Source organism: Nocardioides sp. NPDC051685 (assembly GCF_044453405.1).
GTDB lineage: Bacteria > Actinomycetota > Actinomycetes > Propionibacteriales > Nocardioidaceae > Nocardioides.
On the sequence record NZ_JBITCR010000001.1, the window covers coordinates 816,596 to 833,640 of the forward strand.

Here is a 17,045-nt window from a genome sequence, read left to right on the forward strand (position 1 = left end):
CATGCGGCCCCGACGCGTCAATCCTTCCCGAGTGCGACTGCGCCAGGAGATGGCGCGTTTCGCCCGAGGCACCAAGCGTGGCATGCGCGTCCTCGACGCCGGGGCCGGCCGTTCCCCTTACCGCGGGCTGTTCAAGCACGCCCGCTACGAGGCCGCTGACTTCGCACAGCTGAGCTCGGCGTACGCACCCCTGGACTACGTCTGCGACATCACCGACATCCCCGTCGACGACGGGACGTTCGACCGGGTGATCTGCAACCAGGTCCTCGAGCACGTGCCCGAGCCGGAGAAGGCCGTCGCCGAGCTCTACCGGGTGCTCAAGCCCGGTGGCCGGATCTTCCTCTCCGCGCCGCTCTTCTTCGCCGAGCACCAGAAGCCCTACGACTTCTTCCGCTACACCCAGTTCTCATTGCGGAAGATGTTCGAGGACACGGGGTTCGAGATCGCCCGGATGAACTGGCTCGAGGGCTACTTCGGGACGGTCGCCTACAGCTATCAGCTGATGGCGAAGAACCTCCCCGAGAGCATCGACGAGCTCCGTGGTCGGGGACTGCGCTGGAGGCTCGCCTACATCGCCCCGATCGTGCTCCTCAACCGGAAGCTCGCCGTCCGGCTCAGCCGCCTCTATGCGCGGCTGGAGGTCTCTGGCGCGCGCTTCGAGCGGGGGATGCCGAAGAACTACGTCGTGGTCGCACGCAAACCCTTCACGGAGACGCCCACCGCATCGACCCAGCCGGAGACCCAGCCGGAGGTCGAGCAGAAGGCCGCCCGGACGGCCGCCGACCTCGAGGCCGAGGTCGAGCGGCTGAGGGCGGAGACCATCCGCACCCGGGAGTCGGTACGCGACCCGCTGGCCGACCTCCCGCTCCCCGCCGAGGTCCGCACCGTCCTCGACGGGGTCCGCGCCGAGCACCTCACCTACCTCAAGCCCGAGAACCTGCAGGTGCTCGCGCGCCAGGTGCTGGACGCCGACCTGCAGGACCGGCCGGGACTCATCATCGAGACCGGGGCGGCGCTCGGTGGCTCTGCGATCGTGATGGCGGCGGCGAAGGACCCGAAGCGGCCGATGAAGGTCTACGACGTGTTCGGGATGATCCCGGAGCCGTCCGAGCGCGACGGCCAGGACGTGCACCAGCGCTATCGGACGATCGTCAGCGGCGCCTCGAAGGGGATCGGCGGGGAGACCTACTACGGCTACCGCGACAACCTCTACGACGAGGTCAGCGAGTCGTTCGCCCGCCACGGGATCAAGCCGGCGGAGCACAACGTCGAGCTGGTGCAGGGCCTGTTCCAGGACACGCTGCGGATCGACGAGCCGGTCGCCTTCGCCCACCTCGACGGCGACTGGTACGAGTCGACGATGACCTGCCTGGAGCGGATCGTCCCTCACCTGGTCGTGGGCGGCCGGATCGTCCTGGACGACTACTTCCACTACAGCGGGTGCCGCGACGCGGTCGACGAGTACTTCCAGGACCGGTCAGGGTTCAGGCTGGAGCGGCGGATGAAGCTGCATGTCGTCCGCACCGGCTGATCAGCGTCGCTGCAGGTGAAGCACGTCGTTCGGACCGAACGACACCTCGAAGTTCGGCCGTACGTCACGGGGCCGGCCGAGCCGGGTCTGCCAGTTCCAGTTGTGGACGGTGAACCGGAGCCGCAGGTCCAGGTTCCGGGAGTCCGCGGAGAACTCCTCGAAGACCTCCGCCAGGTCGAACCGGGAGGCGAGCCGGAAGGCGCCCCGGCCCTCGGGCGACACCTCGAGCGGCAGCGAGGCGACCTCGCCGGTCTCGTTGCAGACGGCGTCGAGGGTGACGATGCGGTCGGCCATCACGCCCTTGGGCCACTCGCCCATCACGTGGAGCGTGGCGTCGAACCGGAGCGTACGGGAGTCACGGAAGGCGGCCGAGCTCGCCTGGGTGCGTCCCAGCCGGCTGGCCGGACCCGGGAGGCGGGTGGCGACGCCCTCGGGCATCGGCCGCGCCCAGCCGAGGGCGTGGACGTCGAGCCGGGCACGTGCCTTCTCGATCCGGCCCGGCCGCTGCGCGACCGCGCCCTCGAAGGCGACCCGCCAGTCCTCGAGGAAGGCGCGCCAGGTGTGCTTGCTCGCCTTCTCCAGCGCCTTGCGGGACATCTCGGCCACCATCTCGGGGGCGTCGATCATCCGGATGCAGCGGTCGGCGACGGCGTCGATGTCCTCGGCCTCGACGATGAAGCCGTCGACACCGTCGCTGATCTGCTCGCGCGGACCGTAGTTGATGTCGTAGCTGATCACCGGGCAGCCGAAGGAGAGCGACTCGAGGGTGGCGAGGGGGTAGCCCTCGTTGACGCTGGTCATGATGAAGCCGGTGGCGTGCAGCAGCGCTTCCTTGGCCCGCGGGTCGTGACCCATGAGCTGGACGTTCTTGCCGACGTCGAGGGTCTCGATCAGGTCGGCGAGCGGCTTGTAGAGCTTGCCGTCGCCGTAGATGTGGAACTTGGCCTCGGGCCGCTTCTCGATCACCTTCGCGAAGGCCCTGATGGCGTGCTCGAGGCGCTTCTGCGGCTCGAGCCGGGAGACCGCGACGAACGTGGCCGGCTCCCGCTGGGGCATCGTCTCGGGCAGCTCCGGCAGCTCGACCGGGTTGGGTACGACGAACCGGTGCGAGGTCGAGCCGTAGCGCATCGCGATGTGCTCGGACTGACGATGGGTCAGGTTGACCAGGGCGTCGTACTCGTGGATGTTGTCGAGCAGCGGCGCGTACTTGCCCGAGAGCTGGGAGTTCCAGCGCCGCTCCTTCACGACATGGTTGTTGTGCATGAGGTGGAGGAAGTAGAAGCGGTCGTCCTGGCGGGGCATGACGTCACGCAGCGCGAACCGGGAGTCGGTCACGAAGAAGACCCGCTCGGCGTCGCCGGCGAGCAGCTCGAACCAGTGCCACAACCAGCCGCCGACGGTCTCCCAGGACCGGATCGGAAGCCCCTCGGCGTCGGTGATGATGTAGGGCACCCGGGACGCGACCGGGGCACCCGGCCCGGGCGCGCGCAGGTAGATCGACCCGTCGGCGCGACGGTAGTCGCGCGCCAGGTCCTTCCCCGACTGCGAGTGAGCGGTGTAGTAGACCGTGCCGTCCGGGTGGAGTACGTCCGAGGTGGTCGTGCCGGGCACCTCGGCCAGACGCCCGCCGAGCGCGGCGACGGACTCGTCGGGCTCGTCGGTGGGGGTGTGCTGGCGATACCACTCGTAGAGGTTGAGCAACTCCATGCCCTCGATCAGCTGGCCCGACTGGCGCAGCACCTCGCGAACCTCGTCGTAGACGGGCTTCGACTCGGTGGTCAGCAGCGTGGTCGGGATCCCGGTGTGCTGGGTGATCAGGCGGTTGCGCATGATCATCGCCCGGGTCTGCCCACCGAACTTTGTCGCGATCTCGTTGCACATCGTGAGGTAGCGGCCCTCGGGGAGCGCGACCTGCTCGTGGGAGTTGGGGATCGGCATGCGCAGAGGTTAGTCGGCGTCTTTGGGGATTGCCGATTCTTCGGGCAGGATATCCGGTCTGGATCATAGGGGGGACCGTGTGAACGGACCGCGAACAACGCGGCTCCGCCCAACGACAATGCGTCGAACCATCAATGAAGGAGTCCCATGGCCAGCCCAGCTCGACGACTCGCTCGCCAGCTGCTTCCCGAGCGCCTGCGTCAGAGCCTGACCGCCCGGGTCCCGTCCATCTCGGAGGGCGCACCGCAGCCGGAGAAGCCGGCACCGATCTCGATCGAGGTCGGGCCGCTCGTCGTCGCCGCTGACCTCGACGGTGCGGTCAACGCCGCCGGTGGTGGCTTCTACGAGCGCGCCTGGGCCCTTTTCCAGGGCGTCCCGGTGGAGGCGTGGGCCGTCGCGGCCGCCGACGAGTACGTCATGTCCGGCCTCCACGTCGACCCCGACGCCACCCGCGCGACCCTGCGCGACCTCGCCGAGTCCGGCGCTGCGTACGTTCCGGGGCGCGCGTGGCTCGCGATGACCAGCCGCGTCTTCGGCTTCGGCGACCAGGAGCTGGCCCGCAGTCTCTACGCCCGGCTCGACGAGGCCGTCGGCGACGGCACCAAGGGCGACACCAAGTGGGTCGTCGAGAGCCGTGACTGGCTGCGCTCGTGGGTGGCGGCCGACAACGACGAGCCCGACGGCCCCGACGTGCCGGAGGGCACCGTCTCCTACGCCGTCGTCGACTACGGCCACCCCGGCCGCTCCCGCGCCTCGGCCAACATCGGCGACCACGTCCAGACCGTCGCCTCCCTCGGTCACGTGGTGCGCCACAAGGACCTGGAGTTCACCGGCGAGTCCGAGCTCGACGACCTCGCCAACCGGCTGCGCGACCGGGTCCGCCCCGAGCGCGTCCGCGAGGGCCTCTCCGCCAAGGTCCAGCTGATGACCCTGCAGCGCGACGCGTCGATGTACCAGCCGGTCCCGAAGGACACCTGGATGCTCGGCTTCGGGTGGTACATGCACCCCATCTTCGAGATGCGCTACGGGATGCCGTTCCACAAGAACCTGCGCCCGATCTTCGTCTCGTTCCACTGCAGCACCCGCGCCATGATGACCGACGAGACGATCGAGTACCTCAAGAAGTACGCCCCGATCGGCTGCCGCGACTGGACGACCGTCGACATCCTGCTCTCCGTCGGCGTGCCCGCCTTCTTCTCCGGCTGCCTCACCACCACGGTCTCGACGGTCTTCCCCGACGCGGAGGAGCTGCCCGGGCCCGACGCTCCGGTCGGCTACGTCGACGTCTTCGACGGCTCCATCCCCGAGGGCGCCCCGACCTACGCCCAGGGCGGCCTCGACGAGGTCCGGTTCCGCCCGTTCGTGCAGAACATCGACGACGCGATCACGATGCTCGAGGGCTACCGTCGCGACCACCGGAAGCTGGTCACCAGCCGCCTGCACTGCTACCTGCCCGGTCGCAGCATCGGCATCGACATCGACTTCCGCCCGAAGAACCTCTCCGACCCGCGCTTCGCCGGCCTCAACCCGCTCACGCCGGACGAGTTCGACGGCATCCGGGAGAGCATGAACGACCGGCTCGAGAAGATCCTCACCAAGATCTTCTCCGGCGCGAGCGTCGAGGAGGTCTACGCGCAGTGGCGCGAGATGAACGCCGCCGAGGTCGAGATCGCCCGCGAGCGCCGGGCCGGCGCCCGCAAGGTCGGTGAGCTGGTCAGCTCGATCGCCGAGGACGTACGCAGCAACCCGGTCAACACCCCGGAGCAGGTCCCGGCCGACGCCATCCACGTCGCCGTCTCGGCCCGCCCCAAGCAGCGCCCGAAGCTGCGCCGGCTGATCAAGTCCATCGCCGCCTACTCGTCCCGTCCGGTCCACCTGTGGGTCCAGACCGGTGGCGCCGACCTGCGGCTCGACGAGCTCGCCCGGCCGGGGATCACGCTCAGCGCGCTGGACGTGTCCGGCTTCGACGGCATCAAGCAGCCCGACGGCAGCACGCTCCCGATCGGCCAGGTCGAGCGGCTCGTGGTCGCCGACCTGCTCCCCGACGTCGACAAGCTCGTCATCCTCCCGGTCTCGGCCGTGCTGACCGAGGACATCGCCGGCCTGGCCGACACCGACCTGGAGGGCAACCTGCTGGCTGCCACCGACGTCGTCGGCACCCGCGCGGTCAGCGGCTTCCAGCAGATCCACGCCGCCGCCAACAAGCAGGCCGAGCGCACCACCGAGGCGGCCGAGCTGCGTCGGGACGGCCACCAGCGGCACGCCTTCGACTTCGACGCCTTCGACATCGAGGTGCTCGTGCTCGACGCCGCTCAGTGGCGTGACAAGGGCCTGCTCGCCTCGCTGGCGCCCTACGTCGAGACGTACGGGATGACCTACCGCAACGTGCTCCTCCTCGAGGTCGGCCCGCACCGCGCGGTCCTGCCCGAGCGCTGGAACGCGATCCCCAACAAGACCTCTGTGAACAAGCCGGCTCTGGCCCGGCTGCCGTGATCCTGGGCTGAGCCCTAAAGAGCAGCGATGGCGCGGTCCCCGCAAGGGGCCGCGCCATCGCTGTCTCTGTCCGAGGCCGGCCTCAGGGCTTGTCGAAGAACCTCTCGACGACCCGCTCGGTCGCCTTGCCGTCCTGGGTGTACTGGTACTTGGCGTTGAACGCGGCGATCCGGTCGCGGTGCTCGGCCTCGAGCTTGTCCAGGTCGGACAGGGCCGCGACGACCTCCTCGGCGGTGTCGAGCATCGGCCCGGGGGCGGTGTCGGCGTAGTCGTAGAGGAAGCCGCGGATGCCGCCGGTGTAGTCGGACAGATCCGGCACCAGGAACACCATCGGCCGCCCGGTGAGGGCGAAGTCGAAACGCAGGCTGGAGTAGTCGAGCACCGCGGCGTCGGAGGCCAGGATCAGGTCGTTGATCTCCGGGTAGTCGGTGACGTCGATGATCCGGGCGGTGCGCTCGCTGCGCTCGCTCCCCTTGGAGTTGAACCGGTGACCGCGCAGCAGGATGACGTACTCGTCGCCCAGCGCCTCGCTGGCCGCGACCACGTCGAGGTGCTCGACCATCTTCGCCGAGCGGTAGTTGAGCGCCAGGTGGTCCCGCCAGGTCGGGGCGTAGAGGATCACCTTCTGGTCGGAGCCGATGCCGAGCAGGTTGCGGGTCCGCTCGCGGTCCTCCTCCGCCGAGGGGCCGACCAGCGCGTCGTCGCGCGGGTAGCCCTCGCTGTGGATCGGGCCGTCGTAGGCGTACTCCTCGCGGTAGTAGCGGTCCATCTCCGGCGTCGGGGTGAGGATCAGGTCCCACCCAGCGGTCGTGCGGTCGAGCTCGGCCTCGCAGCGCAGCGGCGAGAACATCTTCGCGCGCCACATCCGCAGACCCATCGACTTGGCCGGGTAGCCGTGGAAGGTCTGCAGGAACCGCTGCCCCTCCCGCTTGTGCCACCAGCGGTCGAAGTCGATGTTCTGGACGAGGTATTTCGCGGTGCCGATGACCCGGTACCACTCCGGGCTCTGCAGCACGACCGGGACGCCGCCCTCGGGCACCCGGGACGCGTGGTCGGCGACGCCCCAGTAGAGGGTCAGGTCGGGCCGGGTGCGCCGCAGGTGCTCGTGGATCGCGAGCTGGGAGTCGGTGGCGGTCGAGCCGGCGTAGGTCGAGAGGTAGACCGCGGACTCGTCGATCGGCTCCTCGGCCGCCAGAACGCGCTCGCGGGCGAGGTTGTGGGCGTAGCTGCCGGCGTGGTCGACGGGGATCGGCGGCTGCAGCGAGACGCCGGGGCCGCTGCCGTTGACCGGACGCAGCCGGACCTCGTCACTGGTCTGGAACTCGGCCTGGTGCTCGAGGAACGCGGTGGTGTGGCGTACGTTGCCGCTGCGCTTGGCTCCGCAGGTGAGCTGGAACTGGTAGACGCCGCTGGGCAGGACGGACTCGCCCAGGCCCCACTCGTCCCAGCGCAGCGTGAAGACGACCTCGAACTCGGGGGCGCCGGTGTCGATCTTGACGGTCTCGCTGTGCCGCGAGCCGGAGAGGGTCAGGCGGGCGTGCTTCGGGACCGAGCTGAGCCAGTGGCCGCGCACCGTGATGCGGCCCTCGCCGAGCTCGACCCGGTCGAGCGCGACGGTGTCGGCCACCTCGATGATCTGGGCGTAGCCGCGGCCGTCTCGCGAGGCCAGCACGCTGCCACCGCGTTCGCCGGTCCACGGCTCACCGAGCGGGTCGGGCCAGACGATCCGGCCGGAGGTCCCGTCGTGGAGCGTCTCCAGCCGCCAGGCGGCGGGTGCCCCGGGCTCGACGGCGCCGTGGGCGGGGAGGGTGAGCGTGACCTTGCCGTCGTGGACGGGCGCCTCGACGCGTACGCCGCCACCGATCGCCCGCACGGCCTGCGGAAGCTCACCGGCGAGCGTCAGGGAGACGGTGCGGCCGTCGACCTGCGTCTGCTCCAGCAAGGTGGCCGGCGTCGGGACGGCGCGGAAGCTGAGCTGGTCGGCGTAGCGGTCGGCGGCCACCGACAGGCCGACGGAGGTGTGGACGCGGGGCCGGTAGCGCGTCGCCAGGTTGCCCGCCGGGCCGCGGGTGTCGATCTGGACCTCGCTGGTGGTGCGGACGACACCGTCGACACCGATGGTGACCTCGAGGTGCCAGCGGCCGGCGGTGAGCCGGGTGAGGTCGATCTCGGTGCGGCACCCGCCCGGGCGGTAGTCCTGGTATTTGTGACCGATGGTCATGTTGGCCTGCGCGTCGTAGCGCGGCGTCACGGTCAGCTCGATCGGGTCGGGGAGCACGGTGTCGGGATCGCTGGCGAAGCCGTCCTCGTCGTCCATGTCGACCAGATCCGGCACCAGCCGGGCGGTGAGGAACGGGGTCGTCTCGGCGAGGTCGACGAGCTCGATCCGCGCCACCAGGTCGACCACGACCCGGTCGGAGTCGAGGGGACGTACGTCGCGCACCAGCACCCGCGCCGGGGTCTCGTGCTCGTTGAGCGTGGTCACGGCCGCGGGCAGATCCGTGTCGGGGAAGATCCCGTGGACCTGGCCGCCGGCGACCCGCGTGCGCAGGTTGCCCCGCTCGAACCAGCGGGACGCGACGAACGCGGTGAGCTCCTCGCGCTGGTCGGCGAGGAGGTAGGTCAGCCGGGCCCGCACCTCGACCGGCAGCTTGAGCCACACCTCGGGCGAGACGTCACGCTCGATCTCGACGACGAGGTCGCGCAGGCCGGTCCACTGCTCGGCGCTCATCCGCTCGACGTCGCCGAGGATGGTGTTGGCACGGCCGGCAAGGCCGCCGAGGGCCCAGTGGTCGCGCAGGCCGGAGCCCATCTCGCCGATCGCGACCCACGTCGACCGGGTCTGCTCGATCCACTCCTCCATCCCGAGGGTCTGGTCGTGGAGCTGCTCGACCGGGGTGCCGTCGGCGCGGTCCATGTCCACGCACACCGGCGCGGTGACCACGTCGAAGCGGCTGGCCTTCAGGTAGCCGTCGAAACCCACCGCGTCGGCACCGCCCCGGCCACCGAAGCTGAAGCCCTGCCGGCGCCAGAACGAGGTGCGGAAGAGCCGGTTGCTCACGCCGACATCGCTCAGCGCCACCGGGAACTCGTCCAGGGTGAGTCCGGATCGGTTCTCCGCGTGCACGAGGTCGTAGGCCGGGACCACCGGCGGGGAGAGGCGCTGGCGGCTCTCGATGCGACCGACCGCGAGATCGGAGCCGCTGGCCTCCAGCGAGGTCACCAGCGTACGAATCGCGTTCTGGGTGAGGAGGTCGGCAGCGAGCAGGAAGCAGACATAGGTTCCCCGGGCCACCCGACCGCCACGGTCGCGGGCCTCGGCCTGCGTCGAGGAGCTGTCCAGCAGTCGCAGGCGGTAGTCGTCGGGGAGGTCGGCGAGGATCTGGTCGCTCACCACGCTGGCCTGGCCGTAGGGCGCGATGAGGATCTCGAGCGTCGTATGGGTCTGCTCGCGCACGGAGAGCAGCGATTCGGCGAGGTACTGCTTGTCCTGGTCGGTCACCGTCACCACGACCGAGACGAGCGGGCCGCGCTCGTGGCCGAGAACGCGATGCCCGGCGTCACGAGCCAGTCGACGGACGCCCTGGGGCATCCTTCGTTCGGCGCGACGAAGGACGTCGACGATTCCCTGACCCATGCACATTCCCTCTCGGTTCGGGGGCGACCCGGATGACGCACCCACGAATCTGATCGAACCCAGAGGTTACAGGCGAACGAACAGTCTCCCGCACTCCGGCCGATACCCCGAGGGGCTCCCTGACCGCTCGAGCGTGCCGATCGACACCACGATGCCGCCCGGCAGACGTACGGTGCTCAGGTGCACGCCCGCGCCGGGGTCGTCGGCCATCAGGTCCACCAGGTCGAGGACCCCGCGGCCGGTGAGCTTCGCGACGCACTCCGCCCGGGTCCATCGTTCCCAGAACCCCTCGGTGCCGAACCGCCGCGCGAGAGCCGCCGGGACCGTACGCTCCACCTCGGCGTCGACCGCCACCGGGACGTCGTGGGAGCCCGTCCAGGCGACCACCCGGCCGTCGTGGAGGTGGCTGCGGGCGCGATATCCGGCGAGCTCGGCATCGCTGCCGACGCGGAGTCGGCCTTCCGGCATCAGATCGAGCCGCCGCCGTCGATGACGATCGACTGACCGTTGATGTTGGTCTGCTCGAGCAGCAGCATCCGCACGGTCGGCACGACGTCCTCGGGCGTGGTCATCGCGCCCGAGGGCGTACGCCGCGCGATCGACTCGAGCTGGTTGGCGCCGAGCACCGCGGACATCTCCGAGGCGAAGAACCCGGGCGCGACCGCATTGGCCAGCACCCGGCCACCGAGCTCACGGGCCAGCGAGCGGGTCGCCGCGTCCAGACCTCCCTTGGTGGCCGAGTAGGCCACCAGGCCCTGATAGCCGCGCTGGCCACAGATCGAGGTCACGTTGACGACCCGGCCTTTCAGGCCCTTGCCGATCAGCCGCCGCAGCACGAACCGGGTCAGCACCAGCGGCGCGGTCAGGTTGGTCTCGATGATCTGCGCGATCCGGTCAGAGGAGGTGTGCACGTGCAGCGAGTCCTGCCCGATCGCGGCGTTGTTGACCAGCCCGTCGATGACGCCGAGCTTCGCCTCGACCTCCTTGACGAACGCCTGAGCCGCCTTCTCGTCGGTCACGTCGACCGGGCCGACGTGGGTGGCGTCGGGGAACTTCTCGGCGAGCGCCTCCATCTCCTGGGTCACCGTGCGAGCGAAGGCGGCGACCTTCACGCCACGCTCGAGCAGGTCGGTGACGATCGCGAGACCGAGACCGCGCGAGGCGCCGGAGACCAGCACGACGGAGGAGGGCGGGATGGGTTCGAAGTCAGACATCGCTCTTCAGCGTCTCCTTGGCCGGGATCTCGGCGAGCATCTTGATGCGCCGCGGGACGGCGTACTCGGGCAGCCGCTCGGCCGCCCAACGGATCAGGTCGTCGGGGGTCAGGTCCGCATCCTCGCCGGCGACCACGTCGGCGACGACCATGGTGCCGACCAGAGGCGCCTTGCGGCCACGCACCGCCGCCCAGGCGACGGACGGGTGGGACTGCAGCAGGTCACGGACGGCGCCGGCGGACACCTTGGAGCCACCGACGTTGAGCTCGTCGCGGTCCAGGCGACCGGTGACCAGCACCCGGCCGTCCTCGATGCGGGCGGCGTCGCCGGTGCGTACGGCGCCGGCCATCTCCGCCCCCGAGGCGTCGGTGCCGTGGTGCGGTGAGGTGATCACCAGCTCGCCGTCGACCACCGACAGCCGCGGGCGGCCGGGTACGTCGCGGTCCAGCCACTCCACCGGGAACCCGGCGCGGCCGTCGTGGACGACGATCGAGGCGCCCACCTCGGAGGAGGCGTAGATCCAGGACACCCGCGCGTCCGGGAAGGCCTCGCCGAGCTGCGTCAGCACGGCCTGGTCGACGGGTTCACCACCGAGCGTGACCTGCTCGAGCGGCAGCTTCTGCAGCTCGGCGCCGTGGCGCATCAACGTACGCCGCCAGAAGGTCGGGGTCCCGGAGACGGCGGTGACGCCGTGCTCGAGCGCGGGCGTCACCCAGTCGTCCAGGTCGGCCGGGTCGACCAGCACCAGGTCCTGACCAGGCACGCCGAGCCCGAGGGTGATCACCTGCCACCAGGCGTAGGTGCCGGGCGAGTAGGGGCACAGCCAGGTGCGCGGCGCCAGCTCACCGGTCACGGTCGAGAGCGACGCCAGGGTGTGACCGACCCGCTTGGGCCGTCCGGTCGACCCGGAGGTGAGCAGCCAGACCCGGCCGTCCTCGGCCGTGCGGGGACCGGTCGCCTCCTGGATGTCGTCGCCGGCGACGAGGTCGAACCCGGCCCCACGCAGCTCCTCGGCGAGGGACTCGTCGAGCCGTCCGGCGGCGACGACCAGCAGCTCGCCGCCGTCCTTCAGCCCGGCGACCGCCGGCAGGGCGTCGACGCTGTGCTCCACCACGTGGGCCGTCGGCGCCGGCCGCGGGGCGGCCTGCTGGACGAGCTCGCCCCAGGTCGTACGCCGCCCCGTCCGGGCATCGACGACGAGGTTGTCGGCGATCACTGCCCCTGGATCTCCACGAGCAGGTCGAGCACGTCCCCGATCGTCTCGATCGCGCGGAGTCCGGCCGCCTCGAAGTTGAGCTCGTCACCGATCTCGTCCTCGACCCGGAGCGCGAGCTCGGAGAAGTCGAGGGAGCGGAAACCGATGTCCGCCAGCTTCGCGGTGTCGTCGTCCGGAAGGGTCTTCCCCTGCACGGCCAACACCTCGGCCATGAGCTTGCGGACCGCCGGTCGGTCAAGAGTCTCCATGGCCTCGGACCATATCGTGACGGGCTGCTGTGGGGCCTCGCCGCTGAGGTGTTTCGGGGCGCATCGGCGGTCGCGCCGGGTCCTCGTCGGTCGAGCCGCGAGGCCGTTCGCGGCCGAGCGTGTCGAGACCGACACGGTCGCTTGTCGTGCTCCGATGTGCCTGTGCGGGGTTCGGATCTGGTCTGGGGTCGCTTGTTGGGCTGGTGTGTTCTTCGCTGCCGCGGTGTTTGGCCGCCGACCCTTATAGGAGGGTCTTCGAGGTGGCGTCCGGCGTCAAGGACGCCCTTCGGGCGCCGGCTTCGCCGGCCGCCTTCGGCGGTCCTGGACCCCGGACGCCACCTCGAAAAAATTTGGCTGGCTGTCGGGTCGACGGCCAGCCCTGTCGGGCTTTGGCTTGGGTTGGGAGCCGGCCATCAGCAGTGCCGGCTGGTCGCCTTCGGAAGGGCTGGCGCGATGCGCCAAACAGAGCTTTGAATTTGGCGTGAATATGCCACTTGACCTGCGGAAATACTGTTCTCAAGAAGCGCTGGATTTGGTAAAATATCGGGCATGGAAGCACTCCTCGACCCCGACGACACCAGCGGCGATCTGCTGGCCGCGGTGCGTACGTCTCGGGCGGTCGCGGAACAGGCTGACCGGGACGTGTTGATCGCTGCCGCGCGGTTCGCGGCGCTGCACTCGGTCCAGGATCACGGAGAGTCGGCGCGGTTGGACGGGGACAGGTTCGGGGACCGGATGCTGCCCCTCGCCGGGCCTGGGGCACCACTCGTTTCCGAAGCCGCCGCCGTCGAGTTCGCCGCGGTGTTGGGCCGCTCCACGCAGGCGGGGAAGAAGTTCCTCGGGGACGCAGTCGAACTGCGCTACCGGCTCAAGCATGTGTGGGCACGGATCCTGGACGGATCCCTCCTCGCCTGGCGGGCACGGCGGATCGCCGACCTGACCCGAGGGCTCGATCCCGATGCCGCCGCGTGGGTCGACCAGCAGATCGGACCGTATGCCCACCAGGTCGGCACCCGGCAGCTGGAACGGATGATCACCCAGGCCGCCGCCCTGTTCGAGCCCGACGTCGCTGCTGCGGTCGCCGAGCAGGATGCGGTCGAGCACCGGACGGTCACCATCCGCACCAGCGACCTGCCCTTCACCCCGGCCGGCACCGAACAAGGACAAGCCGTGCTCGCACTCGGCTACCTCGACGGGGTCCTCGACGCCGCTGACGCCCTCGACCTCGAGCAAGCCGTCGCGGCGATCGCCCACGGGCTCCTCGACCACGACGACTACGCCGACGCGAGCCTGGACGTGCGACGTGCGACGTGCGGCCGCGCTCGGAGTCCTCGGGCGGGCGTACAACTCCGGCACCCTCGACGGCGTCCCCGGGATCGCCCGGGTGGTCGAGCTCGTGATCCACACCGACACCCGCGACCTGGCCGGCACCGGGCTGGTCCGCCTCGCCAACACCCGAGGCCTGGCCAGCATCGAACGCATCGAGCAGTGGGCCACCACCCCCGGCACCGTCGTCAAGCCGATCGTCGTGGTCGACCTGGCCGAAGACATCGAAGCCACCGGCTACGTCCCGACAGCCCGACAGCGCCGCCAGGCCGCGTTGATCCACGAGAAGTGCTCCTTCCCCTACTGCCAGGCCCGCGCCGAGCACTGCGACCTCGACCACCGAGTCGCTCACGCCGACGGTGGCCCGACCAGCAGCCAGAACCTCACCCCGCTGTGTCGGCGACACCACCGGATGAAAACCCACCACGGCTGGCGCTACCACCGCCTCCGAGCAGGGGTCTACCGATGGCGAAGCCCCCACGGCTACCAATACATCGTCACCCCGACCGGCACGGTCGATGTCAGCAACGACCTCGACCCACCGTACGAACTCGCCGCCTGACGACCATCCCACGCCGGTTCAGCTCAGATCCACCGATCTCGGTTGAACGCGGAGGCGAGAGATCGCGCGAGTACGGCCACCTCTGAGTAACGTGTGCGCGTATTCCGATGACGTCTGAGGAGACCGATGTTGCGACGGGCGACCGCCGACGACCTGCCAAACATGCTCGTGTGGCGCAACCAGGACGCCAACCGGTCGGTGAGCATCAACCAGCACCTGATCACCGCCGAGGAGCACGCCGCCTGGTGGTCCCGGGTCACCCAGGACCCGTCGCGGCGGGTGCTGATGTTCGAGTACGCCGCCCGCCCCCTCGGCGTGGTGACCTTCTTCGACCACGACCCCGTCGCCAGGTCGGCGTCCTGGGGCTTCTACCTCGACCACGACGGCACCGCCGCCGACGGCACCGCGCTGCTGGCGTGGACCAATATCATGCGTGAGGCCGTGGCGTACGCCTTCGCCCCCGAGCCGGACGGGCTCGACGTCGACGTGCTCGAGGGCGAGGTCCTCCCCCACAACGAGTCGGTGCGGGCGATGAACCGCCGGTTGGGATTCACCGAGGGCGAGCCCTACGAACAGACCGTCGACGGCGGCTCGGTGACAGCGATCCCGGTCCGTCTGCACCGCGACGACCGACCCACCCGACGTTCCGGCAAGGAGCAGTAATGAGCGAGCGTCAGCGAGCGACAATCAGATCTTTCATCGGGCCGCGTCCGTATTCTGGCGCTCGCGCTACGGAGGTGGCCCGATGACCACCCACGAGATCGCCGTCGGCGACCGGCTGATCGGCCCCGGCCACGAGCCGTTCGTGATCGCGGAGATGTCCGGCAACCACGGCGGCGACCTGGAGCGGGCGCTCGACATCGTCCGCGCCGCGGGCGAGGCCGGCGCGCACGCGCTCAAGATCCAGACCTACACCGCCGACACCATCACCCTCGACGTCGACACCCCCGCCTTCCGGCTCTCGGCGGACCACCCGCTGTGGCCCAACCGCCGCCTCCACGAGCTCTACGAGGAGGCGCACACGCCGTGGCAGTGGCACGAGCCGATCTTCGCGCTGGCCTCCGAGCTGGGCATGATCCCGTTCTCCGCCGCCTTCGACCCGACCGCGGTCGACTTCCTGGTCGGGCTCGGCGTCCCGATGCTGAAGTCGGCCTCGTCCGAGATCACCGACCTGCCGCTGGTCCGGGCGATCGCCGAGACCGGGCTGCCGACGATCATCTCCACCGGCACGGCGACCCTCGCCGAGATCGACGCGGCGGTGCGTACGGCCCGGGCGACCGGCAACGAGGACCTCGTCGTGCTGGCCTGCACCGCGTCCTACCCGGCTCCGCCGGAGGCCTCCAACCTCCGCGGGATCCCGGTGCTGCGTGACGGGCTCGACGTCGCGGTCGGCCTCTCCGACCACACCCTCGGTATCGGTGCCTCGGTCGCGGCCGTCGCTCTCGGCGCGTGCGTGATCGAGAAGCACATCACGCTCTCGCGCGCGGACGGTGCCGTCGACTCCGACTTCTCCCTGGAGCCGGACGAGTTCGCCTCGCTGGTCCGCGAGACCAGGATCGCCTGGCAGGCGCTCGGCGAGGCCCGGATCGGCCCGAAGTCCGCCGAGCGCGAGGGCCTGCGGTTCCGTCGCTCGCTCTTCGTCACCCGCGACGTACGTGCAGGGGAGAAGGTCGGGCCGGACAACGTACGCTCCGTCCGCCCTGCCGACGGGCTGCCGCCGGGCGACGTCGACATCGTCTTCGGCCGCACCTTCACCCAGGACGTCCCGGCCGGCACCCCGCTCAGCTGGGATCTCGTCTAGAGCGGTCTACACAGGGTCGCGGTCGAGGGCCAGGAGCGCGTCGGCGACGCGCGCCGGTCCTCGGCCGTCGACCGTGGCCCAGCAGGCGGCGCGCAACCGCTCCCGCAGACGTACGTCCCCCAGGAGCGCGCGCAGTCGGGCCACAGCAGCCTCGGGGTCGCCGTCGAGCTCGGCGAGGGTGGCGATCCCGACGGCCAGCCCGTCCTGGTCCATCCGGACGTACGCGTCCTGCTGGTTGTCGGCGACGCAGACGAACCCGACCGCCGCACCGAGGCAGAAGAGCTCCCAGGCCGAGGTCCCGGCGGCACTGAGCACCACGTCCGCGTCGGCGACGAGCTCGGCCAGGGTGTCGGTCGGCCCGATCACGTGGACGGCCTGTCCGGGGACCGGCACGATGCCGGCGATCTCCTCGGCCAGCTCCGGGGTGGCGGCGATGGCGGTCAGCTCCACGGCGATCCCCGTGCGTACGACCAGACGCACGATCCCCGGTGAGACCCCGAAGGCGTCCGTGCCGCCGAAGAACGCCAGCACCCGCAGGGGCGTGTGCTCGTCGGCGGCGGCCTTGGGCGCGTCCGGCCGTTGCCGGGCGATGTCACGCCGCTGCTGGGCGTAGGCAAGACCGCCGAGATGCCGGGACCCCTCGGGGAGGGCCCAGGCGGCGGTCTCGGCGCCGAGGTTCTGGTCCAGGTAGAGGTCGGCGACCCGGTCGCCGGGGTCGCCGTCGGTGAGCGCCAGCAGCGGCCAGCGTTCCCGCAGGTCGGCGTAGACGGATGTCGGGAGACGGTAGGAGTCCACCACCACCGACGACGGCTCGATGCGGGCGAGGACATCGAGGACGTCGCGGGGATCGCCCGGTCCCGGTGACGCGATCTCGATCCCCCGGCGCCGCACCTGCTCGGCCGCCCAGGGCACCCGGTCCAGGTCCGCGACCATCACCACCCGCGCTCCGCGGGCGACGAGCTCCTCCCCGAGCGCCAGGCAGCGCATGACGTGGCCGATCCCGACCTCGGGACCGGCGTCGCACACCATCGCCACCAGGCGACGCTCGTCCTCGGGCGATCCCATGGACATGACTGCGC

The 17,045-nt window shown here is 70.4% G+C and carries 13 protein-coding genes; 5 read left to right on the forward strand and 8 right to left on the reverse strand.

What is annotated here, in order from left to right; genetic code table 11:
• Positions 1-31 precede the first annotated feature (31 nt).
• Positions 32-1,531: a class I SAM-dependent methyltransferase gene (locus ACIA03_RS03965; protein WP_396979451.1), complete on the forward strand. Its 1,500-nt coding sequence runs from the start codon at positions 32-34 to the stop codon at positions 1,529-1,531.
• Here the strand turns inward: ACIA03_RS03965 and ACIA03_RS03970 are convergent, their stop codons facing one another.
• Positions 1,532-3,469 carry a glycosyltransferase gene (locus ACIA03_RS03970; protein WP_396979453.1) on the reverse strand — a complete coding sequence of 646 codons (1,938 nt, stop codon included), beginning with the start codon at positions 3,467-3,469 and terminating at the stop codon, positions 1,532-1,534.
• Between the two features lie 147 nt (positions 3,470-3,616).
• Here ACIA03_RS03970 and ACIA03_RS03975 point away from each other — a divergent pair, with 147 nt between their 5' ends.
• Complete coding sequence (locus ACIA03_RS03975) at positions 3,617-5,962, forward strand: hypothetical protein (protein WP_396979455.1); 2,346 nt, start codon at positions 3,617-3,619, stop codon at positions 5,960-5,962.
• Positions 5,963-6,044: 82 nt separating this feature from the next.
• Here the strand turns inward: ACIA03_RS03975 and ACIA03_RS03980 are convergent, their stop codons facing one another.
• The 6 genes from ACIA03_RS03980 to ACIA03_RS04005 all read right to left on the reverse strand — a co-directional run bounded on the left by ACIA03_RS03980 (position 6,045) and on the right by ACIA03_RS04005 (position 13,546).
• Positions 6,045-9,599, reverse strand: coding sequence for a CDP-glycerol glycerophosphotransferase family protein (locus ACIA03_RS03980; protein ID WP_396979457.1), 3,555 nt, complete (start codon positions 9,597-9,599; stop codon positions 6,045-6,047).
• A 66-nt stretch (positions 9,600-9,665) separates the two neighbouring features.
• Positions 9,666-10,067 carry a hypothetical protein gene (locus ACIA03_RS03985; RefSeq protein WP_396979459.1) on the reverse strand — a complete coding sequence of 134 codons (402 nt, stop codon included), beginning with the start codon at positions 10,065-10,067 and terminating at the stop codon, positions 9,666-9,668.
• Positions 10,067-10,813: an SDR family NAD(P)-dependent oxidoreductase gene (locus ACIA03_RS03990; protein ID WP_396979461.1), complete on the reverse strand. Its 747-nt coding sequence runs from the start codon at positions 10,811-10,813 to the stop codon at positions 10,067-10,069. The genes ACIA03_RS03985 and ACIA03_RS03990 overlap by 1 nt, the downstream gene beginning before the upstream one ends.
• A complete protein-coding gene (locus ACIA03_RS03995) occupies positions 10,806-12,029 on the reverse strand; it encodes an AMP-binding protein (RefSeq protein WP_396979463.1) in 1,224 nt (407 codons plus the stop codon). Before ACIA03_RS03995 ends, ACIA03_RS03990 begins: the two co-directional genes overlap by 8 nt.
• On the reverse strand, positions 12,026-12,277 hold the full coding sequence (locus tag ACIA03_RS04000; RefSeq protein WP_396979465.1) for a phosphopantetheine-binding protein: 252 nt from the start codon (positions 12,275-12,277) through the stop codon (positions 12,026-12,028). Before ACIA03_RS04000 ends, ACIA03_RS03995 begins: the two co-directional genes overlap by 4 nt.
• 516 nt (positions 12,278-12,793) lie before the next feature.
• A complete protein-coding gene (locus ACIA03_RS04005; RefSeq protein ID WP_396979467.1) occupies positions 12,794-13,546 on the reverse strand; it encodes a hypothetical protein in 753 nt (250 codons plus the stop codon).
• 34 nt (positions 13,547-13,580) lie between these two features.
• On the opposite strand from ACIA03_RS04005, the gene ACIA03_RS04010 reads away from it, so the two are divergent.
• The 3 genes from ACIA03_RS04010 to pseI all read left to right on the forward strand — a co-directional run bounded on the left by ACIA03_RS04010 (position 13,581) and on the right by pseI (position 15,966).
• Positions 13,581-14,165, forward strand: coding sequence for an HNH endonuclease signature motif containing protein (locus ACIA03_RS04010; RefSeq protein WP_396979469.1), 585 nt, complete (start codon positions 13,581-13,583; stop codon positions 14,163-14,165).
• A 126-nt stretch (positions 14,166-14,291) separates the two neighbouring features.
• A complete protein-coding gene (locus tag ACIA03_RS04015; protein WP_396979471.1) occupies positions 14,292-14,828 on the forward strand; it encodes a GNAT family N-acetyltransferase in 537 nt (178 codons plus the stop codon).
• An 82-nt stretch (positions 14,829-14,910) separates the two neighbouring features.
• The gene (gene pseI, locus ACIA03_RS04020) at positions 14,911-15,966 is read left to right on the forward strand and encodes a pseudaminic acid synthase (protein WP_396979473.1); all 1,056 of its coding nucleotides are present in this window, start codon (positions 14,911-14,913) and stop codon (positions 15,964-15,966) included.
• Positions 15,967-15,972: 6 nt separating this feature from the next.
• Here pseI and ACIA03_RS04025 read toward each other — a convergent pair whose 3' ends face one another.
• Positions 15,973-17,037: a PseG/SpsG family protein gene (locus ACIA03_RS04025; protein WP_396979475.1), complete on the reverse strand. Its 1,065-nt coding sequence runs from the start codon at positions 17,035-17,037 to the stop codon at positions 15,973-15,975.
• Positions 17,038-17,045 lie beyond the last annotated feature (8 nt).